Source organism: Microbacterium sp. MYb45 (genome assembly GCF_002979655.1).
Taxonomy (GTDB): Bacteria; Actinomycetota; Actinomycetes; order Actinomycetales; family Microbacteriaceae; genus Microbacterium.
In genome coordinates this window covers 73,331-99,370 of the sequence record NZ_PCPG01000013.1, presented here as the reverse complement: position 1 = coordinate 99,370, position 26,040 = coordinate 73,331, and the positions used below count along the sequence as shown (strand labels likewise).

General features: G+C 71.0%; 24 protein-coding genes. 16 read left to right on the top strand and 8 right to left on the bottom strand.

The window, feature by feature from the left end; translation table 11 throughout:
• Positions 1-148 precede the first annotated feature (148 nt).
• The gene (locus CQ034_RS16365; RefSeq protein ID WP_029262374.1) at positions 149-586 is read right to left on the bottom strand and encodes an Lrp/AsnC family transcriptional regulator; all 438 of its coding nucleotides are present in this window, start codon (positions 584-586) and stop codon (positions 149-151) included.
• Positions 587-737: 151 nt separating this feature from the next.
• On the opposite strand from CQ034_RS16365, the gene CQ034_RS16360 reads away from it, so the two are divergent.
• The 7 genes from CQ034_RS16360 (at position 738) to paaZ (ending at position 9,372) form a co-directional block, all read left to right on the top strand.
• Positions 738-1,862 (top strand): thiamine pyrophosphate-dependent enzyme, encoded by a 1,125-nt coding sequence (locus tag CQ034_RS16360; RefSeq protein WP_105711894.1) that lies wholly within the window; start codon positions 738-740, stop codon positions 1,860-1,862.
• Positions 1,859-2,887, top strand: coding sequence for an alpha-ketoacid dehydrogenase subunit beta (locus CQ034_RS16355; RefSeq protein WP_105711893.1), 1,029 nt, complete (start codon positions 1,859-1,861; stop codon positions 2,885-2,887). Before CQ034_RS16360 ends, CQ034_RS16355 begins: the two co-directional genes overlap by 4 nt.
• Positions 2,884-4,338 (top strand): dihydrolipoamide acetyltransferase family protein, encoded by a 1,455-nt coding sequence (locus tag CQ034_RS16350; RefSeq protein ID WP_105711892.1) that lies wholly within the window; start codon positions 2,884-2,886, stop codon positions 4,336-4,338. The genes CQ034_RS16355 and CQ034_RS16350 overlap by 4 nt, the downstream gene beginning before the upstream one ends.
• Positions 4,339-4,464: 126 nt before the next feature.
• Positions 4,465-5,655 (top strand): acetyl-CoA C-acyltransferase, encoded by a 1,191-nt coding sequence (locus CQ034_RS16345; RefSeq protein ID WP_105711891.1) that lies wholly within the window; start codon positions 4,465-4,467, stop codon positions 5,653-5,655.
• Positions 5,655-6,410 (top strand): enoyl-CoA hydratase/isomerase family protein, encoded by a 756-nt coding sequence (locus tag CQ034_RS16340; protein WP_105711890.1) that lies wholly within the window; start codon positions 5,655-5,657, stop codon positions 6,408-6,410. Before CQ034_RS16345 ends, CQ034_RS16340 begins: the two co-directional genes overlap by 1 nt.
• The gene (locus tag CQ034_RS16335) at positions 6,407-7,276 is read left to right on the top strand and encodes a 3-hydroxyacyl-CoA dehydrogenase family protein (protein ID WP_105711889.1); all 870 of its coding nucleotides are present in this window, start codon (positions 6,407-6,409) and stop codon (positions 7,274-7,276) included. The genes CQ034_RS16340 and CQ034_RS16335 overlap by 4 nt, the downstream gene beginning before the upstream one ends.
• An 11-nt stretch (positions 7,277-7,287) precedes the next feature.
• A complete protein-coding gene (paaZ, locus tag CQ034_RS16330; protein ID WP_105711888.1) occupies positions 7,288-9,372 on the top strand; it encodes a phenylacetic acid degradation bifunctional protein PaaZ in 2,085 nt (694 codons plus the stop codon).
• Positions 9,373-9,391: 19 nt separating this feature from the next.
• On the opposite strand, the gene CQ034_RS16325 is transcribed toward paaZ, so the two are convergent.
• From CQ034_RS16325 to dhaK, 6 genes are all read right to left on the bottom strand, one after another.
• Positions 9,392-10,036: a TetR/AcrR family transcriptional regulator gene (locus tag CQ034_RS16325; RefSeq protein WP_029262366.1), complete on the bottom strand. Its 645-nt coding sequence runs from the start codon at positions 10,034-10,036 to the stop codon at positions 9,392-9,394.
• 52 nt (positions 10,037-10,088) lie between these two features.
• Positions 10,089-10,517, bottom strand: coding sequence for a hydroxyphenylacetyl-CoA thioesterase PaaI (gene paaI / locus CQ034_RS16320; RefSeq protein ID WP_105711887.1), 429 nt, complete (start codon positions 10,515-10,517; stop codon positions 10,089-10,091).
• Positions 10,518-10,629: 112 nt separating this feature from the next.
• The gene (locus CQ034_RS16315; protein ID WP_105711886.1) at positions 10,630-11,925 is read right to left on the bottom strand and encodes a sensor domain-containing protein; all 1,296 of its coding nucleotides are present in this window, start codon (positions 11,923-11,925) and stop codon (positions 10,630-10,632) included.
• Positions 11,926-12,073: 148 nt separating this feature from the next.
• Positions 12,074-14,578: a phosphoenolpyruvate--protein phosphotransferase gene (gene ptsP / locus CQ034_RS16310; RefSeq protein ID WP_105711885.1), complete on the bottom strand. Its 2,505-nt coding sequence runs from the start codon at positions 14,576-14,578 to the stop codon at positions 12,074-12,076.
• Positions 14,575-15,219, bottom strand: a complete 645-nt coding sequence (gene dhaL, locus CQ034_RS16305; protein ID WP_105711884.1) for a dihydroxyacetone kinase subunit DhaL — start codon at positions 15,217-15,219, stop codon at positions 14,575-14,577. The genes ptsP and dhaL overlap by 4 nt, the downstream gene beginning before the upstream one ends.
• Positions 15,219-16,211 carry a dihydroxyacetone kinase subunit DhaK gene (gene dhaK / locus CQ034_RS16300; protein ID WP_029262361.1) on the bottom strand — a complete coding sequence of 331 codons (993 nt, stop codon included), beginning with the start codon at positions 16,209-16,211 and terminating at the stop codon, positions 15,219-15,221. The genes dhaL and dhaK overlap by 1 nt, the downstream gene beginning before the upstream one ends.
• A 156-nt stretch (positions 16,212-16,367) precedes the next feature.
• Between dhaK and CQ034_RS16295 the strand changes: the two genes are divergently transcribed.
• Positions 16,368-17,135: an IclR family transcriptional regulator gene (locus CQ034_RS16295; RefSeq protein ID WP_091034617.1), complete on the top strand. Its 768-nt coding sequence runs from the start codon at positions 16,368-16,370 to the stop codon at positions 17,133-17,135.
• Between the two features lie 25 nt (positions 17,136-17,160).
• Here CQ034_RS16295 and CQ034_RS16290 read toward each other — a convergent pair whose 3' ends face one another.
• Complete coding sequence (locus tag CQ034_RS16290; RefSeq protein WP_105711883.1) at positions 17,161-19,281, bottom strand: RecQ family ATP-dependent DNA helicase; 2,121 nt, start codon at positions 19,279-19,281, stop codon at positions 17,161-17,163.
• 93 nt (positions 19,282-19,374) lie between these two features.
• Between CQ034_RS16290 and CQ034_RS16285 the strand changes: the two genes are divergently transcribed.
• The 8 genes from CQ034_RS16285 to CQ034_RS16250 all read left to right on the top strand — a co-directional run bounded on the left by CQ034_RS16285 (position 19,375) and on the right by CQ034_RS16250 (position 26,023).
• Positions 19,375-19,794, top strand: coding sequence for a pilus assembly protein CpaE (locus CQ034_RS16285; RefSeq protein WP_105711882.1), 420 nt, complete (start codon positions 19,375-19,377; stop codon positions 19,792-19,794).
• A gap of 95 nt (positions 19,795-19,889) precedes the next feature.
• A complete protein-coding gene (paaA, locus tag CQ034_RS16280; protein ID WP_105711897.1) occupies positions 19,890-20,864 on the top strand; it encodes a 1,2-phenylacetyl-CoA epoxidase subunit PaaA in 975 nt (324 codons plus the stop codon).
• Positions 20,864-21,169: a 1,2-phenylacetyl-CoA epoxidase subunit PaaB gene (paaB, locus tag CQ034_RS16275; protein WP_029262355.1), complete on the top strand. Its 306-nt coding sequence runs from the start codon at positions 20,864-20,866 to the stop codon at positions 21,167-21,169. The genes paaA and paaB overlap by 1 nt, the downstream gene beginning before the upstream one ends.
• Complete coding sequence (paaC, locus tag CQ034_RS16270) at positions 21,166-22,017, top strand: 1,2-phenylacetyl-CoA epoxidase subunit PaaC (protein ID WP_105711881.1); 852 nt, start codon at positions 21,166-21,168, stop codon at positions 22,015-22,017. The genes paaB and paaC overlap by 4 nt, the downstream gene beginning before the upstream one ends.
• Positions 22,011-22,505 carry a 1,2-phenylacetyl-CoA epoxidase subunit PaaD gene (gene paaD, locus CQ034_RS16265; RefSeq protein WP_105711880.1) on the top strand — a complete coding sequence of 165 codons (495 nt, stop codon included), beginning with the start codon at positions 22,011-22,013 and terminating at the stop codon, positions 22,503-22,505. The genes paaC and paaD overlap by 7 nt, the downstream gene beginning before the upstream one ends.
• 1 nt (position 22,506) lies before the next feature.
• Positions 22,507-23,670 (top strand): 1,2-phenylacetyl-CoA epoxidase subunit PaaE, encoded by a 1,164-nt coding sequence (gene paaE, locus CQ034_RS16260; RefSeq protein WP_105711879.1) that lies wholly within the window; start codon positions 22,507-22,509, stop codon positions 23,668-23,670.
• 12 nt (positions 23,671-23,682) lie between these two features.
• Positions 23,683-24,453: an enoyl-CoA hydratase/isomerase family protein gene (locus CQ034_RS16255; RefSeq protein WP_105711878.1), complete on the top strand. Its 771-nt coding sequence runs from the start codon at positions 23,683-23,685 to the stop codon at positions 24,451-24,453.
• Between the two features lie 46 nt (positions 24,454-24,499).
• Complete coding sequence (locus CQ034_RS16250; RefSeq protein ID WP_105711877.1) at positions 24,500-26,023, top strand: ATP-dependent DNA ligase; 1,524 nt, start codon at positions 24,500-24,502, stop codon at positions 26,021-26,023.
• The last annotated feature ends 17 nt before the right edge of the window (positions 26,024-26,040 follow it).

The window sequence follows — 26,040 nt, the reverse complement described above, 5'->3', positions numbered from 1 at the left end:
TTCAGAGCAATATTCCGAAACACGCGAAACACCGACACGCCCTCCACAGAAACACCGACTCAACACTTGTCCACACTCGCCGCAGACCCCGCCGCCGCAGACCACGCCCCAGAACCCACCCGCACCGCAGAACGCGCCCGCGTCCCCGTTACTCCCGCGTGTAGTCCTCGAAGATCAGCGTGGTCCGGGTCGAGCGGATCGAAGGGATCGCCTGGATGTCCTCGAGCACGATTCGACGCAGGTCGCGGGCGTCGTTGGCGCGCACCAACAGGATCACGTCGAAGTCACCGCCGACGAGCGCCATGTGCTCGATCTCGGGGATCGCGCGCAGCCGGTCGCTCACCGCCTGCCACGTCGCCTGCTCGATGGCAAGGGTCACGTAGGCGCTCGCATGGTGCCCGAGCAGGACGGGATCCGTGCGGACCGTGTATCCCGTGATGACACCGGCGTCCGTGAGGCGCTTGATCCTCGCGTGCGCACCGGCGCGCGAGATGTGCACGGCATCCGCGATCGCCGTCATCGACGAGCGCGCGTCGCGACGCAGCTCCTCGAGGATCGCTCGGTCCGTGTCGTCCAGCGCGATCATGACACCCCTTCCTCAGGCCAGAAAATCTGACACTTCGATCAAGAATGCCGCATCTGCCGCTCTTCCATCCAGTATTTCGCGGATGATCTTGGATGACTGTCGCCCACAGAGGCAAGCTGTCCCCACCGAGTTCGCCAAGGAGGACGAGCGCATGCTGCACACCGACATGCTTCCGCGAGACACCGCGGTGCAACTGATCGATGCGGACGGACAGCCTGTCGCGGACGAGCACTACGCGCTCCCCGACGGCGACACCCTGCTGGCCGCCTATCGCGGCCTCGTCGAGGGCCGGCGCATCAACGACCAGGCCGGCGCGCTCGTGCGTCAGGGACGCCTCGCCGTCTACCCGTCCTCGCACGGGCAGGAAGCGTGCCAGATCGCCGCCGCGATGGTGCTCGGAGGCACGGACTGGCTGTTCCCCACCTATCGCGACTCGGTCGCGGTGATCGCCCGCGGAGTCGAACCCGCCGACGCGATGGTGCTCCTCAAGGGCGACTGGCACTCGGGCTACGACGTGCGCGCCCACCGGGTCGCGCCGCAGGCCACTCCGCTCGCCACCCAGCTGCTGCACGCGGTCGGCTTCGCGCAGGCCGCCAAGCACCGCGGCGAGGACACGGTCGTGCTCGCGCTGTGCGGCGACGGCGCCACCAGCGAGGGCGACTTCCACGAGGCGATGAACTTCGCCGCCGTCTTCCAGGTGCCGGTCGTCTTCTTCGTGCAGAACAACGGGTTCGCGATCTCGGTCCCGCTCTCGCGGCAGACCGCGGCGCCGTCCCTCGCCCACAAGGCGATCGGGTACGGGATGCCGGGACAGCGCGTCGACGGGAACGACGTCGCCGCCGTGCTCGCCGTGCTCGGCGAGGCGGTGAACCGCGCCCGCGCCGGCGGCGGCCCCTCGCTCGTCGAGGCGCACACCTACCGGATGCAGGCGCACACCAACGCCGACGACGACACCCGCTACCGGGAACGCGATGAGGTGCAGGCCTGGACCGCCCGCGACCCGCTGCTCCGCCTGCGGACCCATCTCACGGGTACCGGAGCCCTCGACGCCGAGGCCGAGGAGCGGTTCGCCGCCGGAGCCGAGGAGATCGCCGCGGCCATGCGGACCGCGCTGAACACCGACGCGGATCTCGACCCCGAAGACCTGTTCCGCTTCGTCACCACGACACGCTCGCCACAGCTCGACGAGCAATGGCACCTGCTACGGGACGAGATCGAGCGCTCGCGCCTCGCCGATGCGAGTGCAGAGATCACCCCGAACGGAGGCCACCGATGACGATCGCACACGACGACACCCGCACCGAGGTCGAGTCCCCCACGGCAACCACCATGACCATGGCCGCCGCGTTGAACAGAGCACTCGCCGACGCCATCGAGTCCGACCCGGATGTGGTCGTCTTCGGTGAGGACGTCGGGGCGCTCGGGGGCGTCTTCCGCATCACCGACGGCCTCACTGCGCGGTTCGGCGAGGAGCGCTGCTTCGACACACCCCTGGCCGAGTCCGGCATCGTCGGCACCGCGGTCGGCATGGCCATGAACGGGATGCGCCCCGTGGTGGAGATGCAGTTCGACGCGTTCGCACTTCCGGCGTTCGAGCAGGTCGTCAGCCATGTCGCCAAGCTCGGCAACCGCACACGCGGTGGGATGCGGATGCCGCTGGTGATCCGCATCCCGTTCGGTGGCGGCATCGGCGGCGTGGAGCACCACTGCGACTCGTCCGAGGCCTACTACGCGCACACCCCCGGCCTCACGGTCGTCAGTCCGTCGACGCCGCAGGATGCCTACTCGCTGCTGCGCGCGGCGATCGCCTCGCCGGATCCGGTGATCTTCCTCGAGCCGAAGAAGCTGTACTGGTCGAAGGGCGAAGTCGACACCTCGATCACCACGGAACTCGGCACCGCCCGTATCGCCCGCGAGGGCACGGATGTGACGCTCCTGGCCTACGGCGCCTCCGTGCCGCTCGCACTCGAGGTCGCCGATGTCGCCGCCGCCGAGGGGCGCAGCGTGCAGGTGGTCGACGTGCGCTCGCTCTCCCCCTTCGACGACGCGACCGTGACCGCCGCGGTGAAGTCCACCGGCCGTGCCGTGGTCATCGCCGAGGCCCCCGGATATGTGAGCGTCGCCTCGGAGATCCAGGCCCGCGTGTTCGAGCGCTGCTTCGAGTACCTCGCGGCCCCGGTCCGACGGGTCACGGGGTTCGACACCCCCTACGCACCTCCGAAGCTCGAGCACTGGTACCTGCCCGATGTCGACCGCGTGCTCGATGCGATCGACACCCTGCACTGGGAGGACGACGTATGAGCGCCCCACTGAAGCCGTCCACGCACATCTTCCGCCTGCCGGACCTCGGCGAGGGCCTGACCGAGGCGGGACTCGTGACGTGGCTCGTCGCGGTGGGCGACACCATCACGACCGACCAGCCGATCGCCGAGGTCGAGACCGCGAAGAGCGTGGTGGAGCTGCCGTCGCCGTTCGCCGGCGTCGTCACGGCTCTCCACGGCACCGCCGGGGACACCATCGACGTCGGTGCACCGGTGCTCGAGGTCGCCGACCCGGAATCGGCATCGGCGGCGGAGGGAACGACTCCGGATGCTGCCGGGTCTGCAGCGTCGAGCACCCCCGAGCATGAGGCGTACCGCGAGGAGGAACGCGCCGGATCCGGGAACGTGCTGATCGGCTACGGCACCACGGCGCACACCACGAAGGGGCGGCGACGGCCGGCCGCCGCGTCGGTCCGAGTCGACCGCCCGACCGCACCGGCACCGGTGGCCGCACCGGCACCGGCATCGGCACCCGCACCGAAGGCCGCCGCCGTCGCTGCCCCCGACGCGACCCCTGCCCTCGCTGCATCCGCCCGCCGCCCCGTGGCCGTGCGCTCCCCTCTCGTCCGTCGCCTCGCCCGCGACCTCGGTCTCGATGTGCACACGATCGCCGCGACCGGCCCCGACGGGGCGATCACCCGCGCCGACGTGCTGCAGGCCGCGGTCGAGAACGCCGTCGACGGCGCCGCCGCGCATCACCGCGCCGCGAACGGGACGGGTGAGTCCGTCGACGGGCTCGACGTCGTCTCCCGCGAGCGCATGTCGCCGCTGCGGCGCGCGGTCAGCGCGAAGCTCACGCGCAGTCGCACCGAGATCCCCGAGGCCACCGTCTGGGTCGACGTCGATGCCACGTCCCTATGGGACCTCCGCGCGCAGATGGCCCCGGAGGGCGGCAAGGCCCCCTCGGTCACGGCACTGCTCGCGCGCTTCGTCCTGCTCGCCCTCGAGGACTACCCCGTGCTGGCCTCGCGACTCGACGAGAGCGGCGAGGAGCTGATCGCGTTCGACGGTGTGAACCTCGGGATCGCCGCGGACACCGAACGTGGACTCCTGGTCCCCGTCGTCCCCCGTGCGCATGCGCTCACCGTGGAGCAGCTCGATGCGGCACTGCGCGAGCTCACCGCCACGGCCAGAGCAGGCACGATGCCGCCGGAACGCCTGCGCGGCTCGACCTTCACCCTCAACAACTACGGCGGGTTGGGCGTCGACGGCTCGGCGGCGATCATCAACCACCCGGACGTCGCCATCCTCGGCATCGGCCGGATCATCGAGCGGCCGTGGGTCGTCGACGGGGCGATCGTCGCGCGTCGTATCGTGCAGCTGTCGCTCGCGTTCGACCATCGCGTGTGCGACGGCGGGTACGCGGCGGGATTCCTGCGGCGCGTCACCGAGCTCATCGAGCATCCGCTGCGCGCGTTCGTGCGGGTCTGAGACCGCCCGAAGCCCCTCGGGCCGACGCGGCGCGTGTGCCATAATTACCATACGATCGGTCAGTAATTCCTGGCCGCGCGAGAGGGCGACGAGCCCCCGCCGAGACGACGAAGTCAGGAGATCCGCATGACCGAGGCATTCCTCGTCGGAGGGGCGCGCACCCCGGTCGGGCGCTACGGCGGCGTGCTCGCCACCGTCCGCCCCGACGACCTCGCCTCGATCGTGGTGGCCGAAGCGGTGCGCCGGGCCGGCATCGATGCGACGCAGATCGACATCGACGAGGTGATCCTGGGGGCGGCGAACCAGGCCGGCGAGGACAACCGCAATGTCGCCCGGATGGCGGTGCTGCTCGCCGGGCTCCCCGACAGCGTTCCGGGCATCACGGTGAACCGGCTCTGCGCTTCGGGCATGTCGGCCGTGACCATGGCCGCGCAGGCGATCCGCGCGGGCGATGCCGACCTCATCGTCGCCGGCGGCGTCGAGTCCATGACCCGTGCGCCCTGGGTACAGGCCAAGCCGGAGAAGGCCTGGTCCAAACCGGGCGCGGCCTTCGACACCTCGATCGGCTGGCGTTTCCCGAACCCGCGCCTCGTCGCCCGCGACAAGACGACCTACACGATGCCGGAGACCGCGGAGGAGGTCGCCCGTCTCGACGGGGTCACCCGCGACGAGGCTGACGCCTTCGCTCTCCGCTCGCAGCAGCGCGCCGCCGCCGCGATCGCCGCCGGACGCTTCGCCCCCGAGATCGTCGGAGTGCCGACGGCAGCCGGAGAGGTGCTGATCGATGAGGGGCCACGGCCCGAGACCACGCTCGAGGCGCTCGCCCGACTGCGCCCCGTGGTCGCCGGCGGCCAGGTCGTGACGGCCGGGAACTCCAGCGCCCTCAACGATGGAGCCTCGGCGATCGTCGTGGCCAGCGGCGAGGCGGTCGAGCGCCACGGTCTCGTGCCCCGCGCCCGGATCGTCGTCGGCACCAGTGCCGGTCTCGCACCGGAGGTCATGGGCCTCGGCCCGGTGCCCGCGACGCAGAAGGCGCTCCGCCGCGCCGGACTCACCATCGACGACATCGGCTCCGTCGAGCTCAACGAGGCCTTCGCCACACAGTCGATCGCCTCCATCCGTCGGCTCGGCCTCGACGACGAGCGCGTCAATGCCGACGGCGGGGCCATCGCCCTCGGCCATCCGCTCGGCTCGTCCGGATCCCGCCTGCTGGTCACACTGCTCGGGCGCATGGAGCGCGAGGGCTCGCGGTACGGACTCGCGACGATGTGCGTGGGCGTCGGTCAGGGTGCGGCCGTGATCCTGGAGAAGGCGTGATGCCCGGCCCGGCGAATCCCGAAGAGCCGTTGCTCGTCGAGCGGCACCCCGACCGTGTGGTCGCCACTCTCCACCGTCCGCACAAGCGCAACGCGATCGACCAGGCCACGATCGATGCCCTGCACCTCCTCTGCGACGAGCTCGAGGAGACCCCGCGCACCCTGATCCTCGTCGGCGCCGACGGCGTCTTCGCGGCCGGCGCCGACATCGCCGAGCTGCGCGAACGCCGGGCCGCCGACGCGCTGCGCGGCATCAACGCGCACGCCTTCGTCCGGGTCGCCGAGCTGCCGATGCCGGTCATCGCAGCGATCGACGGCTATGCCCTGGGCGGCGGCGCCGAACTCGCCTACGCGGCAGACATCCGCATCGCCACGCCTTCGCTCGCGATCGGCAACCCGGAGACGGGCCTCGGCATCCTCGCCGCGGCCGGCGCGAGCTGGCGGCTGAAGGAGATCGTCGGCGATGCCAGGGCGATCGAGCTGCTGCTCACCGGGCGCACGGTGAAGGCCGAGGAGGCGCTGCGCATCGGCCTCGTCTCGGCGATCCACGACCCCGAGGAACTGCTGGCTGCGGCCGAGGCGATCGCCGACCGGATCGCCCGCAACGACCCGGCCGCCACCATCGCGACGAAACGGGTGTTCCGCGAGCCCCGCGACCGCCACCCCGCCGCCGACCTGGAAGCCCAGGCCGAGCTCTTCGAGAGCCCGGAGAAGTTCCGACGCATGACCGACTTCCTGGAACGGAGAGACCGATGACCGAGGCCACGCCCCACGCTCCCGCGCACGTCGGGGTGCTCGGCGGCGGGCGCATGGGCGCCGGCATCGCCCACGCGTTCCTGCTGGCGGGTTCGCGCGTGACGGTCGTCGAACGCGATGCGGATGCTGCCGCGGCAGCCGCCCACCGCGTGCTCGATTCCATCGACGCCTCGATCACCCGCGGCACCGCGGTCGAACCGGGAGACGCCTACCGTGCGTGCTTCGACACCGGCACGGATCTCGCGCTGTTCGCGCCGTGCGACCTCGTCGTGGAAGCCGTGCCCGAGGTTCTGGCCCTCAAGGTCGACGCCCTCACCCGCGTCGAAGCCCAGCTCGGGCCCGACGCGGTCCTCGCCTCGAACACCTCGTCGATCTCGATCGATGAGCTCGCCGCAGTGTTGGATCGCCCGTCGCGCTTTCTCGGCATGCACTTCTTCAACCCGGTGCCCGCGTCCACCCTCGTCGAGATCGTGCGCGGCGCGGCCACCGCTCCCCCGCTCGTCGACGATGCGAGGGCCTGGGTGCACGCCCTCGGCAAGACGCCGATCATTGTGGCCGATGCCCCCGGGTTCGCGTCGTCGAGACTCGGCGTCGCGATCGGCCTGGAGGCGATCCGCATGCTCGAAGAGGGCGTCGCCTCCGCCGAAGACATCGACGCCGCGATGACCTTGGGCTACAAGCATCCGGTCGGGCCGCTCCGCCTCACCGACATCGTCGGGCTCGATGTGCGGCTCGGCATCTCCGAGTACCTCGCCGCGAACCTCGGCGAACGCTTCGAACCACCGGCGCTGCTGCGCCGTCTCGTCGCCGAGGGGCACCTCGGGCGCAAGAGCGGACGCGGCTTCTACGAATGGGACGCCTCATGAAGGGAACTGACATGACCGAGATCCTCCCCAGCTACCTGCAGGGATCCTGGTGGTCGCCGGCTGCCGACGCCGAGGCGACCGAGGTGCGCGACGCCTCGACGGGCGAGATCGTCGCCCGCGTGTCGACCGAGGGCATCGACCTCTCGGCGGCTCTCGCCTACGCCCGCACCGCGGGGCAGGCTTCGCTCGGTGAGCTGACCTTCCACCAGCGCGCGGTGCGGCTCAAGCAGCTCGCGCTCGCGCTCACGGAGCGCAAGGCCGAGCTGTACGAGATCTCGAGCCGCACGGGCGCGACCGCACAGGACTCGTGGGTCGACATCGACGGCGGCATCGGGGTGCTGTTCGCCTACTCCAGCAAGGGCCGGCGGGAGCTGCCGAATGCGAAGGTCTACGTCGACGGCGCGGTGGAGAACCTGTCCAGGGACGGCTCGTTCCTCGGGCGCCACATCTACACCCGACTCCCCGGCGTCGCGGTGCAGATCAACGCCTTCAACTTCCCGGTCTGGGGCTCGCTGGAGAAGTTCGCGCCCGCTTTCCTGGCCGGTGTGCCGACCGTCGTGAAGCCCGCGACGCCGACCGGGTACCTCGCCGAGGCGATGGTGCGGATCATGGTCGAGTCCGGCCTGCTACCCGAGGGCTCACTGCAGCTCGTCTCGGGCAGTGTCCCCGGTCTCTTCGACGAACTGCGACTGGGCGATCTGGTGGCCTTCACCGGATCGGCGTCGACCGCGGAAGGGCTGCGCGCCCACGATGCGGTACAGACCGGCGGCGTGCGCTTCACGAGCGAGACCGACTCCATCAACGCATCGATCCTGGGGACGGATGCCGTCTCTGGCACGCCCGAGTTCGACGCGTATGTGAAGCAGCTCGTGGCGGAGATGACCAGCAAGGCCGGGCAGAAGTGCACGGCGATCCGACGCGCGATCGTGCCGGTCGGTGCCGTCGACGACGTGATCGGCGCGGTGCGGGCACGACTGTCCGAACGCATCGTGCTCGGCAACCCTCGGGCGGAGGGCGTCACGATGGGGCCGCTGGCCTCGACCGCGCAGCGTGACGAGGTGCTGCGCCAGGTGGCACGGCTGCAGGACGGCGGCGGCGAGCTGGTCATCGGCTCGACCGACGCTCCGGACGTGCGGCACGGCGACGGAACGGAGGGGCCCTCTCCGGATGGCGCCTTCCTCGCGCCGATGCTGCTGCGCTTCTCCGACCCGGAGAGCGCGGCGGTCAACGAGATCGAGGCGTTCGGCCCGGTCTCGAGCATCGTCGGCTATCGCACCCTCGACGAGGCGAGCGCCCTGGTCGCGCGCGGCGGCGGCTCGCTGGTCACCAGTGTCGCCACGCACGACCCCGAGGTCGCCGTCGCGCTCGCCACCGGCATGGCCGCGTACAACGGACGAGTGCTGTTCCTCGATCGCGACGACGCCCGCAGCTCGACGGGTCACGGCTCGCCGCTGCCGAACCTCGTGCACGGCGGCCCCGGCCGCGCCGGCGGTGGCGAGGAGCTCGGCGGCATCCGCGCGGTGCTGCACCACATGCAGCGCACCGCGGTGCAGGGCTCCCCCGCGATGCTGACCGCCCTCACCGGGGTCTGGCATCAGGGCACGGTGGCGCGTCCGTACCAGGAGAGCGGCGGCGTGCACCCCTTCCGTAAGTCGCTGGCCGAGCTGCGGATCGGCGATCAGGTCGCGAGCGGCTCGCGCACGGTGACGCTCGAGGACATCGAGACGTTCGCGGCGTTCACCGGCGACACCTTCTATGCGCACATGGACGAGGCCTCCGCGGCGGCGAACCCGTTCTTCCCCGGTCGCGTCGCCCACGGCTACCTGCTCGTGTCGTGGGCTGCCGGCCTCTTCGTCGACCCGGCGCCCGGTCCCGTCCTCGCGAACTCGGGCTTGGAGAACCTGCGCTTCCTGACCCCGGTCTCCCCCGGCGACGAGATCCGCGTCGAGCTCACCGCCAAGCAGATCACTCCCCGCGAGACCGACGAGTACGGCGAGGTGCGCTGGGACGCGGTGCTGAAGAACCAGAGCGACGAGATCGTCGCCACGTACGACGTACTCACCCTCGTCGCGAAGGAGCAGGCCGCAGCCGCCTGATCCCCGGCGGGCGCGCCGGTCAGGAGACCGGGGCGCTCGCGGGATCGTCGGATCGTCGGCGCAGGCCGTCGAGGGCGATGGCGACGACGTCATCGGCAAGACGGTCCGCGCCCTCGCGTCCGCCCGGACGGTACCACTCCACGATCGAGTTGATCATTCCGAACGCCAGGCGGGCCACGACGCTGGCGTCGATGTCGGCGCGCAGCGTTCCTTCGGCCTGTGCTTCCGAGACGAGCGCGGTGATCCGGCGGTCGAACGCGCGACGACGAGTGAGCGCACGGCGCTCGACATCGGTGTTGCCGCGCACTCGCAGCAGGAGCGTCACGGCGGGGAGCTGGTCCACCAGCACGTGGACGGCACCCCGGAGGACGTGCTCGAGGCGGGCGACCGCGCGGGAATCGTCACGATCGACGGTGGCCGGGAGCGGGTCGTCCACCACGGCCTCGAGCCCCCCGAGCGCGGCGTCGAGGGCGAGGTCGAGCATCTCGTCCTTCGATCCGAAGTGATGGTAGATCGCCGACTTCGACAGGCCGAGCCGCTCGGCCAGCATGCCGATCGAGGTCGCGTCGTACCCGTGCTCGTTGAATGCGGCGACGGCGACCGCGAGGATGCCCTGCTGGTCGTACCCGGGGCGGCCTCGTCGCGTGCTCTGCATCTCGGACATCCCCACAGTCTCGCATCGGATCGCGCTGTCGGCCGGGAGCGGCAGCACGGGGTCAGTAGGTCTGGTCGGTGGTGCGCGAGCGACCACGGAACTCCGCGACCGGATCGCCGAGTTCGTCGACGACCGTCACGTCGTAGATGCCGGAGCGGCCGCTGCGGGTGCGCCGCACGGCCGTCGCGGTCAGCGTCTGTCCGGAGACGGTGGATTTCAGGAAGGAGATGTCGGCGCCCGCAGCCACCGTGACCCGATCGTCCTCGTTGCAGGCGATCGCGAAGGCCGTGTCGGCCAGGGCGAAGACGAAGCCGCCATGGGTGATGTGGAACCCGTTGGTCATGTCGTCGCGCACGCGCATCGAGACCACGGCGTGTCCGGGATCATCGCGTTCCACGACGAGGCCCAGCGAGGCGGACGCACGATCGCGCTCCATCATGGCGCGGTTGGGGCGCACGGCGTCCGTGGCCTGCGGCGTCGCATCCGTCATCGTCGACCTCCTCGTCGCGCGGATGCCACCGCAGCAGCGCCCGACAGGCCCATACTAACTGACCGCTCGGTCAGTAAAGAAGGGTGGTCCGCGGCGTTTCGCCGCACGCGGGTCAGCCGAAGACCAGCGGCTTAGCGAGCGTGGCGTCGTCGACCGTGATGCCGGTGATCACCGCGGCTGCGTCGGCCGTCGAGTCACGATCGAGGCGGAACCGCATCACGACGCCCTCGCGGCTGGACCACTCGTAGAAGTACTCGCCCGACGAGACGATGCGCAGTGCCGTCCCCTCGGGGAAGGCGGCTGCCGCGGCGCTCAGGGGATCGCCGACTCGCACACCGCCGGCGGACGGAAGCGACGCGCCATCGTGGGTCAGGTCCCCTGCGACGTTCGCGATGCCGACGGAGACCCCGGCGACGACGGTCGACTCGTCCTGCGTCCAGAGCACCAGCGAGGCCGACCCATCGGCCGAGATCAATCGCGTCGGCGCCCCCGGCCACTCGGGCTCCGCGACCCGAGCTCCGGGCACGGCGGCGATGGCCTCATCGAGCTCGACGCCCAGGCGCACCGGGCCGACCCCCGCCGTCGTGATCTCCCACTCGCTCCAGGGCGCCGCGGCGTCGGCGGCGGGGACGTCCACGGGAACGGGCGGGTTCTCCGTCAGCTCGTCGATCAGCTTCGCCCGCGCCTCGCTCGCGCGATCGCGCAGCAGCGCTGCGGCGGCCTCCGTGTCGAACGCGGGCTCGCCCGCGAAGGGCTGCCACATCTCGACGACCACGTTTCCGACCGAGGAGTAGGTCTTGTAGAGGGAGTGACCGTCGCCGCCCGGGTAGGTGAGGACCAGGGATCCGGCGATGGCGCGGACGCCCCCGTCGCCCTCGGCCGTCGACGAGGCGAAGGAAGAAGGCGCCCCGCCGAAGGTGAACTCACCGCACTGCTCCGCGGCTTGGGCGTACTGGTCCATGCGCGCCGTGGCGGCCGCTTCATCGGCGAACTGCATCACGTGGAGCCAGCCGTCTCGCCCTTCGGAAACGGTCGTCGTCCACGTGACGGACCGTGCACCGATGGAGCCCAGCGAGGCTTCGGCGTAGACCGCGTTGCAGATGGAGGGATCCGGCTCGTAGCCGCCCCCGTCGGACACCTGGATCAGGGAGGGCACCGCCGGGCTGACGTCACCCACATCGGGAAGCAGACCGGAGATCTCCTCGGCACTCAGCAGGAACCAGTCCAGCTCGTCGCCGACGAAGGCGATGGGTCCGGCATACGGGTCGGGAGCCGGGGATTCCGGCGCGGCCGTGGGCTCGGGTGTGGGCGTGGACTGCGGAGTCGGAGCGCACCCGGAAAGAGCCGCCAATGCCCCGACCGCGACCACACCGATCAGGCCCTGCACGAACGTCCTCGACCGCGACATGTCCCACTCCGATCCACACTCGGCGCCGGCATCGGCGCACCCCCGTGCAGCAGAGCCTAGAGCCTCGCCCCGGGCATCTGAGGCGCTCGTTCCACGTCGCGATCAGAATGAGATTCTGCACATGCCGGAGCACGCATATGCGGTGCGATCACCGAGCATCGGCACGCTGCAGAGCGGCGGCGCCCACGGCTCTGGCCTCGTCCGCGGTGGCGGCCTCGAGCACGGCCTCGGCGGCGCGACGACACCCCTCCTCGGTCACATCACGGAGCGCCTCCGCGACTCGTCCGAGCGACCTCGGGGTCATCGAGAGCGAGGTGGCCCCGAGCCCCACGAGCACCGGAGCGAGGGTCGGGTCCCCACCCGCCTCTCCGCAGACACCCACCGGCTTCCCCGCCGCACGCCCCGCCGCTCCGACCACGCCGATCAGGCGCAGCACCGCGGGCTGCCACGGATCGTTCAGATCACCCAGGTCGCTGAGCAGCCGATCGGCGGCGAGCGTGTACTGCGCGAGGTCGTTGGTTCCGAGGCTCACGAAGTCGACCACCTCGAACAGCTCGGCGGCGAGAAGTGCCGCCGACGGTGTCTCGATCATGATGCCGACGCGGCCGATCCCCGCCGCACGCGCGAGATCGGCGAACTCCCTGGCCTCTTCGACGGTGGCCACCATCGGGGCCATCACCTCGACCTCGGCCGACTCCGCGGTGGCGGCGAGCGCGAGCGCGCGCAGCTGGTCCGCGAGCAGCTGCGGCCGGCGGCGCGCGATCCGGAGTCCCCGCACGCCGAGCGCCGGATTGTCCTCCTCGTCGGAGTTCGCGAACGGGAGGGGCTTGTCGCTCCCCGCGTCCAGCGTGCGCACGACGACCTTGCGATCGGGGAATGCGGCCAGGACACCGCGGTAGGCGGCGGTCTGCTCCTCGACCGTCGGCGCTTCGGTCCGGTCGAGGAAGCAGAACTCGGTGCGGAACAGGCCGACGCCCTCCGCCCGTGCCGCCGCGGCGTTCACGGCATCCGGAGCACCGCCCACATTCGCCAGCAGGGCCACGCGGTGCCCGTCGGCGAGACGCCCGGATCCGTCGAACTCCACGGCGGTCGCGGCGGCCTCTGCTTCGGCGACGCGGGAGGCGGGCGGATCGACCTCGACCGTGCCGCGCCCGCCGTCGACGAGGAGCATCGAGCCGACCGGGATGCCGACCGCGCCGGTGACGCCGACGACGGCGGGAAGACCGAGCGATCGCGCGATGATCGCGGTGTGCGAAGTCGGCCCGCCCTGCTCGGTGACGAGCGCGACGCAGTGCCCTCCGGCGAGGGCCGCGGTGTCGGCGGGCGCGAGGTCGGTCGCGACGAGCACGAACGGTTCATCGCGCTCGGGCACCCCGGGCATGTCGACCTGGAGGATCTCGGCGATGATCCGGTCCCGCACGTCGCGGATGTCGGCGACACGCTCCGCCATCCGGCCTCCCAGCGCGGCGACACCCTTCTCGTGCGCCGCTGCGGTCTCCCAGATCGCGCGCGCCGCACTGCGGCCCTTCGACCGGACGAGCGCCGTCGCCTCCGAGACCAGCTCGGGGTCGGAGGCCAGCAGGCGCGACGCATCGAGGATCGCCCTGGTCTCCCCCGTCGCCTGAGACGTCCGTGCGCGCAGCTGATCCGCCACGGCCACGGCGGCCCACTCGATCGCCGAGACCTCGGCGTCGCGGTCGGCCGAAGCGACGACCTCGCCCGCCTCCGGTTCGCCGACCGCCGGCGCGAGGTGCACGAGCGGTGCGGCCACGCGACCGGGACTGACACCGCGGCCCCGCAACACCGCGCCGGACGCGATGACGGGCGCCGGGGCGTCGGAGAGCGGGGCGGTGGATCCCGAGGCCGCCGCAGCCGCCGTCGGTGCTGCTTCGTCCGTCCCCTCGCCGAAGCCGTCGTCGAACAGCGCGGACAGCTTCTCCAGCACCGCGTCGGCTTCCGGGCCGCGCGCGACCAGCTCCAGTTCGTCGCCCTGCCGAGCCCCGAGTATCAGCAGTCGAGAGAGGCTCGCGGCCGGCGCGTCGGGACCGTCGGGTAGACGACGCAGCCGCACATCGGCCCCCGCCGAGGCTTCGGCGATCAGCGCGGCGGGGCGCGCATGGATGCCCAGCGGATTGCGCACCCGCACCCGTCGGACGATCTCCTCGCCGGTCGGCCCCCCATCCTCTGCGACACCGGATGTGGGCTCGGCGTCGGGCGACGGCGCCGCGTCGTCAGGCACCCCGAGTTGCCCGGTCTTCGCGCCGAGTGCGGCGGTCGCTTCCGCCGCGACCGCGTCCAGCCCGCCCCCCGCCGCGGCGGAGACGACCGCGGCGAGCAGCCCCTCCACGAACGGAGCCGGCACGAGGCGCACGGGCACGTCACTCGCACGCAGCTCGAGTGCGAGCTCGGCACTCAGCACGGCCGATCCGAGATCCATGAGGACCAGGACGCCGTCGCAGTCCGCCGCGAGCTCGTCGATCGCGGCGGCCACCGCCACTGCATCCGTCCCGAGGATCGGCGTGCCGTCGCCGTCCACTCCCGCGCCGGCGGCGACCTGCACGCGCACCCCGCCGCCCTGCACCATCTGCAGGGCAAGCTCCAGGGCCGCCTCCCCGAGCCGTGCACTGTGGGAGACGGCGACGATGCCGATCATCCGGCGCTGCCCTCCACCGCTGCGGCGAGCGTGTCGAACAGGATCGCCGTCGATGCGGCTCCCGGATCGAGGTGCCCGGCGCTGCGTTCGCCGAGATAGCTGGCCCTGCCCTTTCGGGCGACGAGCGGGAGCGTGGCGTCGCGGCCGGCCGCGGCCGCATCCGCTGCGGTCCTCGCGGCATCGACGACAGACGCACCTCCGGCGAGCGCGGTGTCGAGTGCATCGACGGCCGGAGCCATCGCGTCGAACATCGTCTTGTCGCCCGCCTCGGCCTTCCCTCGCGCCACGATGCCGTCGAGTCCTGCGCGCAGGGCGGCGGCGAGCGCCGGCCCGTCGAGCTCCGACACGGCACCGGCCGCCATCCCCATCCGCAGGAAGAACGTGCCGTAGAGCGGTCCGCTCGCCCCGCCCACGGAGCTCACCAGCGTCATGCCCACGGTTTTCAGCAGCTCATCGACCGTGGCCGGAGTGCTCGCCCCGAGCTTCTCGCTCACCGCGCTCATCCCGCGGGCCATGTTCGCGCCGTGGTCGGCGTCGCCGATCGCCGAGTCGAGTTCGGTGAGCCAGTCACGCTTCTCCGTGACAGCCGCGCCGAAACGGGAGACCCAGTCGGCGAGCACAGCGGTGTCGACAGCCGCCATCACGCACCCCACCGCAGGCCGGGGGTGTTCACCGGGGCGTCCCACAGGCGCAGCAGCTCGTCATCCGCCTTGAGCACCGTGACCGAGCAGCCCGCCATGTCGAGCGAGGTGATGTAGTTGCCGACCAGGTTCCGCGCGATCTGCACCCCGGACTTCTCGAGGATCGCCGCGACCTCGGCGTACATCAGGTACAGCTCGATCAGCGGTGTCGCGCCCATGCCGTTGAGCATCACGATCGCGGGGCCCGCGGCATCGATGTCGGCGAGGATCGGCTCCACCAGCTGCCGGGCGATGTCGGATGCCGGAGCGAGCGGTTCGCGATGACGACCGGGCTCACCGTGGATGCCGATGCCGATCTCCATCTGGTCGTCGGGGAGGTCGAAGGTGGGCTTGCCCGCGGCGGGAACCGTGCAGCTGGTGAGCGCCATGCCCATCGAGCGACCCTGGCCGTTGACCTTCTTGGCGAGTTCCACGACAGCGGCGAGGTCGCGGCCCTCTTCCGCGGCGGCACCGACGATCTTCTCGAGCAGCACAGTCAGACCCACGCCGCGGCGACCTGCCGTGTACAGGGAATCCTGCACGGCGACGTCATCGTCTACCGTGATGCTGCCCACCTCGATCCCCTCCATGGAGGCGAGCTCGGCGGCCATCTCGAAGTTCAGCACGTCGCCGGTGTAGTTCTTCACGATGTGGAGCACGCCGGCCCCGCGGTCGACGGCCTTGGTGGCGACCTGGACACGGTCCGGCGTCGGGGAGGTGAAGACCTCGCCGGCCACGGCGGCATCCAACATCCCGGTGCCGACGAAGCCGCCGTGCAGGGGCTCGTGGCCCGAACCGCCGCCGGACACGATCGCGACCTTGCCCTGCGCCTTGGGCGTCGCCCGCGTGATGACGTGGTTCTCCAGGTCGACGGAGAGCTCGGGGTGAGCGAGCGCGACCCCCTTCAGGGATTCGACGAGAACGTCCTCGGGGGCGTTGATGAGCTTCTTCATCGTTCGATCTCCTTTGATCCTCGGGATTTCTTTCGCGCAATCCGAAAGCAATTCGTTAATGTCGAATATGCTCGGAGCCTGCCGGGTTGTCAAGATCATCTTGAAGACCGGCGGCACACGCACCGGCTCGACGACGCACCGGAAGGAGGCTCCCCCGTGATCCAGGCGATCGACCGCGCGGCGAAGATCCTCGAACTGCTCCAGGGAGCACGCCACCTCGGCATCACCGACCTCGCCGCAGCCCTCAGCCTGCCGCCGTCGACCGTGCACGGGATCGTGAAGTCGCTGCGCTCGCACGGCCTCGTCGCGAAGGAGCGCGGTGGCCAGCGCTACATGCTCGGGCCGACGCTGCTGCGCCTGAGCAACGTGTACCTCGACACCCTCGACGTGCGCGCGCGGGCCATGCGCTGGACGCAGGAGCTCGCTCGTCGCACCGACCTCTCCGTGCGGCTCGGCGCCCCCCACTTCACCGACGTGCTCGTCATCCACCACAACCTTCGTCCCGACGACAGCCAGCAGATGCTCGAGACCGGCGTCGCCATCCCCGCGCACGCCTCCGCGATGGGCAAGGTGCTGCTCGCCTACGACCAGGGATTCCAGCAGAGCGTCTTCGAGCAGCCGCTACGCAGCCTCACGGGCGACACGATCACCGACGTCGCCCGCCTGACCTTGGAGCTGCCGGCGATCGCGGAGCGCGGCACCGCGGGCGAGTTCGATGAAGCGGTGCTGGGCGAGTCCTCGCTCGCCGCCCCCGTCGCCGACGCCTCGAACGACATCGTCGCGGCGGTAGCGGTCGTGCTGCCGACATCGCAGACGCCGGCCTCCGACGCGATCATGAACGCGTTGCGCGAGACCGCCAGGAACATCTCGCGGGAACTCGGAGCGACCTCGTGGCCGCCCCGCATCGCGCCCGCCGACGACTGACGCCGATCGCCGGTCCGGCCCTGACTCAGCCGCGCAATGCCAGCGCGAACGGCAGCACCTGCGTCGCGCCGGCCTGCCGTAGCACCCGGGCGGCGACCGTCATCGTCCACCGGCTGTCGACCAGGTCGTCCACGAGAAGCACCGGCCCCGCCGGAACGTCGAGGTGCTCGGCACTGAACCGATCCCAGAGGCCGCCGAGGCGGAACACGCTGTTCCCGCCCGGCTGGCCGGTCGGGCCGCCGCCGACCGGTTCGAGCGCCCCCAGATAGGGCAGTCGTCCGACGTCGGCGAGGCCGCGCGCGAGCGAGTCGACGAGTAGCGGATGCGACCGCGACGGCAGGGCGACCACGGCCACCGGCCGCTCGTCCCAGCCCCACCCGGCGAGCACCCGGATGCAGGCTTGCAGCAGCTGCGGCGTCACCGGGGTATCCGTCGCCCCCGCGGCGAAGAGCTCGCGCAGCGCCCCTCCCCACCCGAGATCCGTGAGTCGGGCCAGCGCCCTCCCCTCGCCCGCCTGCTCGTCGGCGGGGATGCGGCCTTTGACCGGCACCTCCAACCGATCGGCACCGGTGGGCCAAGCACGACGAGGTTCGATCGGGACACCGACCCGGTCGAGCGACTCCGCGGCCTGGGTGGTCGCCGACTCCCCGATCTCGCGGGGGAACCATCCGCCCGCGCAGTTGTCGCATCGCCCGCAGGGAGCGGCCGTGTCATCATCGAGCGAGCGCTGCAGGAACTCCATGCGGCATCCGTCGGTCTGCTCGTACTCGATCATGTGCTGCTGCTCGGCGAGGCGCTCGGCGGCGATGCGCTCGTAGCGCTCCTCGTCGTACGTCCAGGGCTCGCCCGTCGAGACCCAGCCGCCCTGTACGCGTCGCACCGCACCGTCGACGTCGAGCACCTTGAGCAGCAGCTCGAGCGGCGTCCGCCGGATGTCGACCATCGCCTCGAGTGCCGGCGTCGAGATCGGCGCATCGCCGAGCGCGCCGATCACCCGCTCCGCCCGCTCCCGGTCGGGCATCGACGCGGTGGCGAAGTAGTGCCAGATGTCGCGGTCCTCGACGCCGGGGAGCAGCAGCACGTCGGCGCTCTCGCTCGCTCGACCGGCACGGCCGACCTGCTGGTAATAGGCCACAGGCGAGGATGGGGCACCGAGGTGCAGGACGAAACCCAGATCGGGCTTGTCGAACCCCATGCCCAAGGCGCTGGTCGCGACCAGCGCCTTGACCTCGTTGCGCTTGAGCATCCCCTCGGACTCCGCGCGCTCGTCGGTGTCGGTCTGCCCGGTGTACGCGCGGACGTCGTGCCCGTGATCACGCAGCAGCCGGGCCGTGTCGACCGCCGCGGCGACGGTCAGCGTGTAGATGATGCCGGACCCCGGCAGGTCGTCGAGGTGACTCAACAGCCAGGCCAGGCGGCTCGCCGAGTCGCGCAGCCGTAGCACGCCGAGACGCAGCGAGGTCCGCGCGAGCGGCCCGCGGATCGTGAGCACGGGCGCCGCGTCGCCCTCGCCCGCCTGGAGGCTGCCGAGCTGCTCGGCGACATCGGCCACGACCCGACTGTTCGCGGTCGCGGTGGTCGCGAGCACCGGCACGTCCGCCGGCATCTGCGCGATCAGATCACGCAGCCGCCGGTAGTCGGGGCGGAAGTCGTGGCCCCAGTCGCTGATGCAGTGCGCCTCGTCGACCACGAGCATCCCGATGCGACGCACGAGCGCCGGCAGCTGCTGCTCGCGGAAGGCAGGGTTGTTGAGCCGCTCGGGAGACACCAGCAGCACGTCGACCTCGTCGCGATCGAGCTGCGCGAGCACGTCGGACCACTCATGCGCGTTGGTCGAGTTGATCGCGACCGCACGCACTCCCGCCCGCTCGGCGGCGGCGATCTGGTCGCGCATGAGCGCCAGCAACGGCGAGACGAGCACGGTCGGTCCCGCGCCCTGACGTCGCAGCAGCAGCGTCGCGACGAAGTACACCGCGGACTTGCCCCATCCCGTGCGCTGCACCACGAGCGCACGCCGGCGCCCTTCGACCAGCGCCTCGATCGCCTCGTACTGGCCGTCGTGGAAGTCGGCATCCGGGCGCCCGACGAGCTCGCGCAGAGCGGCGAGCGCGGCGCCCCGGGTGTCGGCAGGAGCGAGGGAGGTCATCCCCCCACTCTGCCTCACCCCGCCGACACGACCGGCCCCTCATCCCCAGCCCGCTCGCATCCCGGGCGATCCTCCGTCGTCTAGCGTGAAGGGATGATCACTCGCGAGCTCGCCGTCACCCTTCGAGAGGCCGGACTCGTCTGGCACCCGGCGGAGGGCGACCGCTTCCAGCTCGATCTCCCCGATGAGGTCGAGCTCGAGGCCGAGGCCGAGATCTTCACGGTCAGCGAGATGACGATCGAGGCCAGACAGACCCCGAGCGGCACCGACCTCGCCTTCAACGGCACGACCGAGTGGGCGCTCGACGCGGTGACGCTCGCCGACGCGGTGTGGCTGCCGCGGGAGGATCAGCTGCGCGAGCTGCTGCGCGGCACGTTCCGCTCGCTGTCGCGCGTCGAGGACACCTTCCGGGTCGAGATCGAGATCGCGGACGCCACTTCGGTCTTCGAGCATCCTGATCCGTCCGAAGCATATGGGCGCGCTCTGCTGGAGTTGATCTCCCGCTCGCACTGAGCCGCCCTCAGGGCCGTCTTGAAACCGGCCATCCGCTGTGTCAGAATTACCTAACGATCGGTCAGTAAAGATGACCTGATGCCGAGGAGTCGATGATGACCAGTCCCGCAGACCTGTCCCTCGTGGGCGAGATCTCCGATGAGGAACGTCTCTTCGACGAGCTCATCGCGAACGAGCAGCGCATCGAGCCGCGCGACTGGATGCCCGATGCGTACCGCAAGACCCTGGTGCGCCAGATCTCCCAGCACGCGCACTCCGAGATCATCGGCATGCAGCCGGAGGGCAACTGGATCACGCGCGCCCCGAGCCTCAAGCGCAAGGCGATCCTGATGGCCAAGGTGCAGGACGAAGCGGGCCACGGCCTCTACCTCTACTCCGCCGCGCAGACCCTGGGCACCACTCGCGACGAGATGATGGACCAGCTCATCAGCGGCAAGGCCAAGTACTCGTCGATCTTCAACTACCCGACCCCCACCTGGGCCGACATGGGCGCCATCGGCTGGCTCGTCGACGGGGCGGCGATCTGCAACCAGGTCCCGCTGTGCCGGGCGTCGTACGGCCCCTACGGACGCGCGATGGTGCGGGTCTGCAAGGAGGAATCGTTCCACCAGCGCCAGGGCTTCGAGATCCTGCTCTCCCTCATGCGCGGTACCGACGAGCAGCGCGAGATGGCACAGGATGCCGTGAACCGCTGGTACTGGCCGAGCCTGGCGATGTTCGGGCCGCCCGACGACCAGTCCCCGAACTCCGCGCAGTCGATGAAGTGGAAGATCAAGCGCTTCACGAACGACGAGCTGCGTCAGCGCTTCGTCGGGATGCTCGTGCCGCAGGCCGAGATCCTCGGCGTGACCCTGCCCGATCCCGACCTGCGTTTCGACGAGGCGACCGGGCAGTACGTGATCGGCGAGATCGACTGGGACGAGTTCTTCGAAGTACTGCGCGGCAACGGTCCGTGCAACGCCGAGCGGCTGGAGCGTCGTCGCACCGCGCATGAAGAGGGCACCTGGGTGCGGGAGGCCGCGGCCGAGTATGCACGCAAGCAGTCCCTGAAGACGAAGGCGGTGGCGTGATGGCGACTCCGGGAGCCGACGAACGCGAACCCTGGCCGCTGTGGGAGGTGTTCGTCCGCGCGAACCGCGGACTGAGCCATGTGCACGTCGGTTCACTGCACGCCCCGGATGCCGAGATGGCGATCCGCAACGCGCGCGACCTCTACACGCGTCGCGGCGAGGGCGTGTCGATCTGGGTCGCGCCGGCAGAGGCGATCACGACGAGCGATCCGGATGCCAAGGGCGCCTACTTCGAGAGTCCCGCCGGCAAGAACTACCGCCATGCCGTGTACTACACGGCCTCCGAGGGGGTGCCGCACCTGTGAGCACCGCACACCCGAACACCGCGCACGAGGACATCGACGTCCACGGTGACGTCTCGGTCGATGAGCTCCGCCTCTCGCAGGAGCTCTCGGGCACCGGCGCGGTCGCGGCATCGGCCGACATCGCGGAGTACGCGCTGCGCCTCGGTGACGACGCGCTCATCCTCTCCCAGCAATTGGGCGCCTGGATCTCGCGGGCCCCCGAGCTCGAAGAAGACGTCGCCCTCGGGAACATCGCCCTCGACCTGCTCGGGCACGCGCGCTCCTTCTTGCACTACGCGGGGTCGTACGACGGGCGCAGCGAAGACGACCTGGCCTTCTTCCGCGACGAGCCCGGGTTCCGCTGCGCCTGGATCGTGCAGCAGCCCAACGGCGACTTCGCCCAGACGATCGCCCGGCAGTTCGTGGTGGCGACCTACATGTTCGAGTTGTACTCGGCCCTCCGGGCGAGCAGCGACGAGACGTTCGCGGCGATCGCGGAGAAGTCCCTCAAAGAGGTCGACTACCACCGCGACCACGCGGTGCAGTGGATGCTGCGCCTCGCCGGAGGCACCGAGGAGTCCCGCACCCGGATCGTCCGCGCGATCGGCGACGTCTGGCCGTATGTCGACGAGCTGTTCCGCGACGACGACCTGATCGACCGCCTCGGTGACGCGGCGGCGCGCCCCTCGAGCCTCCGCGCCGGATTCGACGGCGTGGTCGACACGGTCTTCGCCGAGGCGGAGCTGTCGGTCCCGGCGGTCGCGGCATCCTCCGCCGGCGGACGACACGGTGCCCACGCGACGCCGCTCGGCCACATCCTCGCCGAGATGCAGGTGCTCGCACGGCGGCATCCGGGGGCGTCATGGTGACCCTCACTCCGACCCAGGATGCCTGGCGCATCGCCGCTGCGGTCCCCGACCCCGAGGTGCCCGTCCTCACGATCGAGGACCTCGGTGTGCTCCGCGCGGTCGAGGCCGACGGCGATCGCGTGCGGGTCGACATCACCCCGACCTACAGCGGCTGCCCGGCGATGGACACGATCCGCGACGACGTCATCCTCGCGCTCACCGCCGCCGGGTTCGACGAGGTCGAGGTGCGGCTCGTCCTCTCGCCTGCCTGGACGACGGACTGGATGTCGGATGCTGGCAAGGCCAAGCTCGCGGCGTACGGCATCGCTCCGCCGTCCGGCCGCGCCGCGGTGTCGACCGGTCCCATCCGGCTCGCGCTGAGCGTGCGCTGCCCGCGGTGCGGCTCCCTCGACACCCGCGAGGTCTCCCACTTCGGCTCCACCTCGTGCAAGGCGCTGTTCGAATGCCGCGCCTGCCTCGAACCCTTCGACCACTTCAAGGTGCACTGACATGTCGCTCTTCACGTCCGCGCCGGCATCCGTCCCCCGCGCGACGACCTCCCGCGAGACCGCTCCTCGAAAGCGCGCCCGCTTCCACACGCTCACGGTCGAGGACGTGCGTCCGCTCACCGACGACGCGGTCGAGGTCACGTTCACGGTGCCCGCTGCCCTGGCCGCCGAGTACGACCATCTGCCCGGCCAGTACGTCGCCCTGCGCACGACCCTCGACGGGGTCGAGGTGCGGCGTTCCTACTCGCTGTGCCGCGCGCCGGAGCACCGCGACGACGGGCAGGACACGCGCCTCAGCGTCGCGGTGAAGCGCGACGAGGGCGGACTGTTCTCGACGTGGGCGCAGACCGGTCTGCACGCCGGATTCGAGATCGACGTGATGAGCCCGCAGGGCACGTTCACCTCGGCGCTTCCCGACCTCGACGACCGGCACGTGGTCGGGATCGCCGCCGGCTCCGGCATCACGCCGCTGATGGCGCTCGCGCACACGGTGCTCACCCGGTCGGACACGGCGCAGTTCACGCTGCTCTACACGAACCGGGCGACGCTCGACGTGATGTTCCTCGAGGACCTCGCCGACCTCAAGGATCGATACCCGACGCGGCTCGTGCTGCACCACGTGCTCTCCCGCGAGCAGCGGGCGGCCCCGGTGCTGTCGGGGCGGATCGACGACGCGAAGCTGCGCACGATCCTCGGCACGCTCATCCCGCCCGCGACCGTCGACGAGTGGTTCCTCTGTGGACCGCTCGCCCTGGTCGACCTCTGTCGCGAGGTGCTCGCCGACGTCGGCGTCGACCGGTCGCACATCCGCTTCGAGCTCTTCACGACCGGCGACGAGCCCGCTCGCGCGGCCCGACCGGTGCAGGTGCGCGCCGGCGAGAAGACCGTGCGGATCGAGGTCACCCTCGACGGTGTCTCATCGACGGTCGAGAGCCCGGTCGATGCGCACGAGTCGGTACTGAACGCCGCCCTGCGTGTACGCCCCGATGCGCCCTTCGCCTGTGCAGGCGGGGTCTGCGGCACCTGTCGCGCGCGGGTACTCGAGGGCAGCGTCACCATGACCGAGAACTACGCGCTGGAGCCCGACGAGCTCGAACGCGGATTCGTCCTCACGTGCCAGTCCCACCCGACCAGCGACCATGTGGTCGTCGACTACGACGTCTGACCAGGAGCCCCCATGATCGACCTCACCGTCGCCGACGACGTCGCGACGATCGCGCTGAATGCGCCGGCGAAGCTCAATGCTCTCGACGAGCGGGCGCTGGCCGAGTTGGATGCCGCCTACGAGGCCGCGGAGGTCGCGGGCGTGCGCGCGCTGGTGCTCCGCGGTGAGGGGCGTGCGTTCTGCGCCGGCCGGGACATCTCGGGCGTCGACCCGCGGAACGACGATGTGCTCGGGTACCTCGGCGGGCTCGTCACCCCGCTGCTGCAGCGGATGGCGCGGTTCCCTGCGCCGACCTTCGCGGTCGCGCACGGCGCTTGCCTCGGGGTCGGGCTCGGACTGCTGATCGCGACCGATGTCGTCTACGTCGCCGAGTCCGCGAAGATCGGCTCCCCGTTCGCCGCGCTCGGTGCGACGCTCGACTCCGGCGGTCATGCGCTATTCCTCGACCGCCTCGGGGCCCACAAGACGCTCGACCTCATCTACACCGGACGCCTGATGAGCGGGGCCGAGGCCGTGTCCTCGGGCCTCTTCTCGCGGGTCTTCCCCGACGACGAGGTCGTCCAGGCGACGACGGACGCCGCCGCGACGGCCGCCCGCGGCGCCACGGCGGCCTTCCTCGCGAGCAAGGAGCTGATCGCGCGCATCCGCGACGAGCGACTCGCGCTGTGGGGTGCGGTCGGCATCGAGAACGCGGCGCAGGCCGCCCTGTGCGACACGGATGACTACCGCGAAGGGTTCGCCGCGTTCCAGGAGAAGCGGAAGCCCGAGTTCCGCGGCCGCTGAGACCCGGCACCGACCCCATGTCGGAGGCCGGTGCGAGAATGCTCGGATGATGCTCGCTGAGCTCGTCACCACGACCGACCGCGTCGGCGCCACGTCGTCCCGGCTCGCCAAGATCGATGCCCTCGCCGAACTTCTCGCGCGCGCCGAGACGTCCGAGCTCCCGATCGTCATGGGTCTCCTCCTCGCGTCACCGCGCCAGGGCAGGCTGGGCGTCGGCTGGCGCGGGCTCTCGGCCATCGAGATCGCCCACGCCGACGAATCCACCCTGACGGTCGGCGATGTCGATGACTCGCTCGATGCCCTCGCCTCGACGTCCGGTTCGGGCTCGGCGGCGGGCCGCACCGGCATCCTCGTCGATCTCGGCTCGCGAGCGACCGCCGCCGAGTGGGACTTCCTGGTGCGCGCGATGCTCGGTGAGCTCCGCACCGGCGCTCTGTCGGGCGTGCTCCTCGACGCGATCGCCCGGGCGTCCGACCGTCCGGCGGCCGTCGTCCGACGCGCGGCGATGCTGTCGGGCGACCTCGGCGAGACCGCGCGCATCGCCCTCACAGGCGCCCCCGGCGACCTCGAGGCGGTCGGGCTTCAGGTGGGGCGTCCGGTGCTGCCGATGCTGGCATCGACCGCGGCGAGCGCATCGGAGGCGCTGCAGGTCACCGGCGAGGCATCCGTCGAATACAAGCTCGACGGTGCCCGCATCCAGGTGCATCGCCACGGCGACGAGGTCGGTGTCTACACGCGGAGCCTCGCCGACATCACCCACCGGGTGCCCGAGATCGTGGAAATCGTGCGGTCACTGCCGGTGCACGACGTCATCCTTGACGGCGAGACGCTGTCGCTCGACGAAGACGGCGGGCCGCGACCGTTCCAGGAGACCATGTCGCGGTTCGGGGCCGAGGTCTCGCGGGAGCTCGTGCTGCGGCCCTGGTTCTTCGACGTGCTGCATGTCGACGGACGCGACCTGCTCGACGAGCCGCTCTCGACACGGCTGGCCGAGCTGGAACGCGTGGCCGGCGAATGGCGGATGCCGGGCATCGTCACGGCCGATGCCGATGCCGCCGAGCAGCTGTCGCACGATGCCCTCGCCGCCGGGCACGAGGGGGTCGTGGTCAAGGCGATCGACGCCCCCTACGCCGCCGGGCGCCGCGGCAAGTCGTGGGTCAAGGTCAAGCCGGTGCTGACCTTCGACCTGGTGGTCCTGGGCGCGGAGTGGGGCTCCGGGCGTCGTCGGGGCTGGCTCTCGAACCTGCACCTCGGCGCGCGCGACCCCGACGGCGAGTTCGGCGACCCTGGAGGGTTCGTCATGGTGGGCAAGACCTTCAAGGGACTCACCGACGAGCTGCTGCGGTGGCAGACCGCCGAGTTCCCCGAGCACGAGTCGCACCGCACGGCATCCACCGTTTTCGTGCGCCCCGATATCGTCGTCGAGATCGCGATCGACGGTGTGCAGCGCTCTCCGCGGTATCCGGGCGGCATCGCGCTGCGCTTCGCCCGGGTGAAGGGCTACCGTCCGGACAAGACCGCGGCCGAAGCCGACACGATCCAGACGCTGCGGTCGCTGCTGCGGGGTTGACCCGAGGGAGCCGCGGT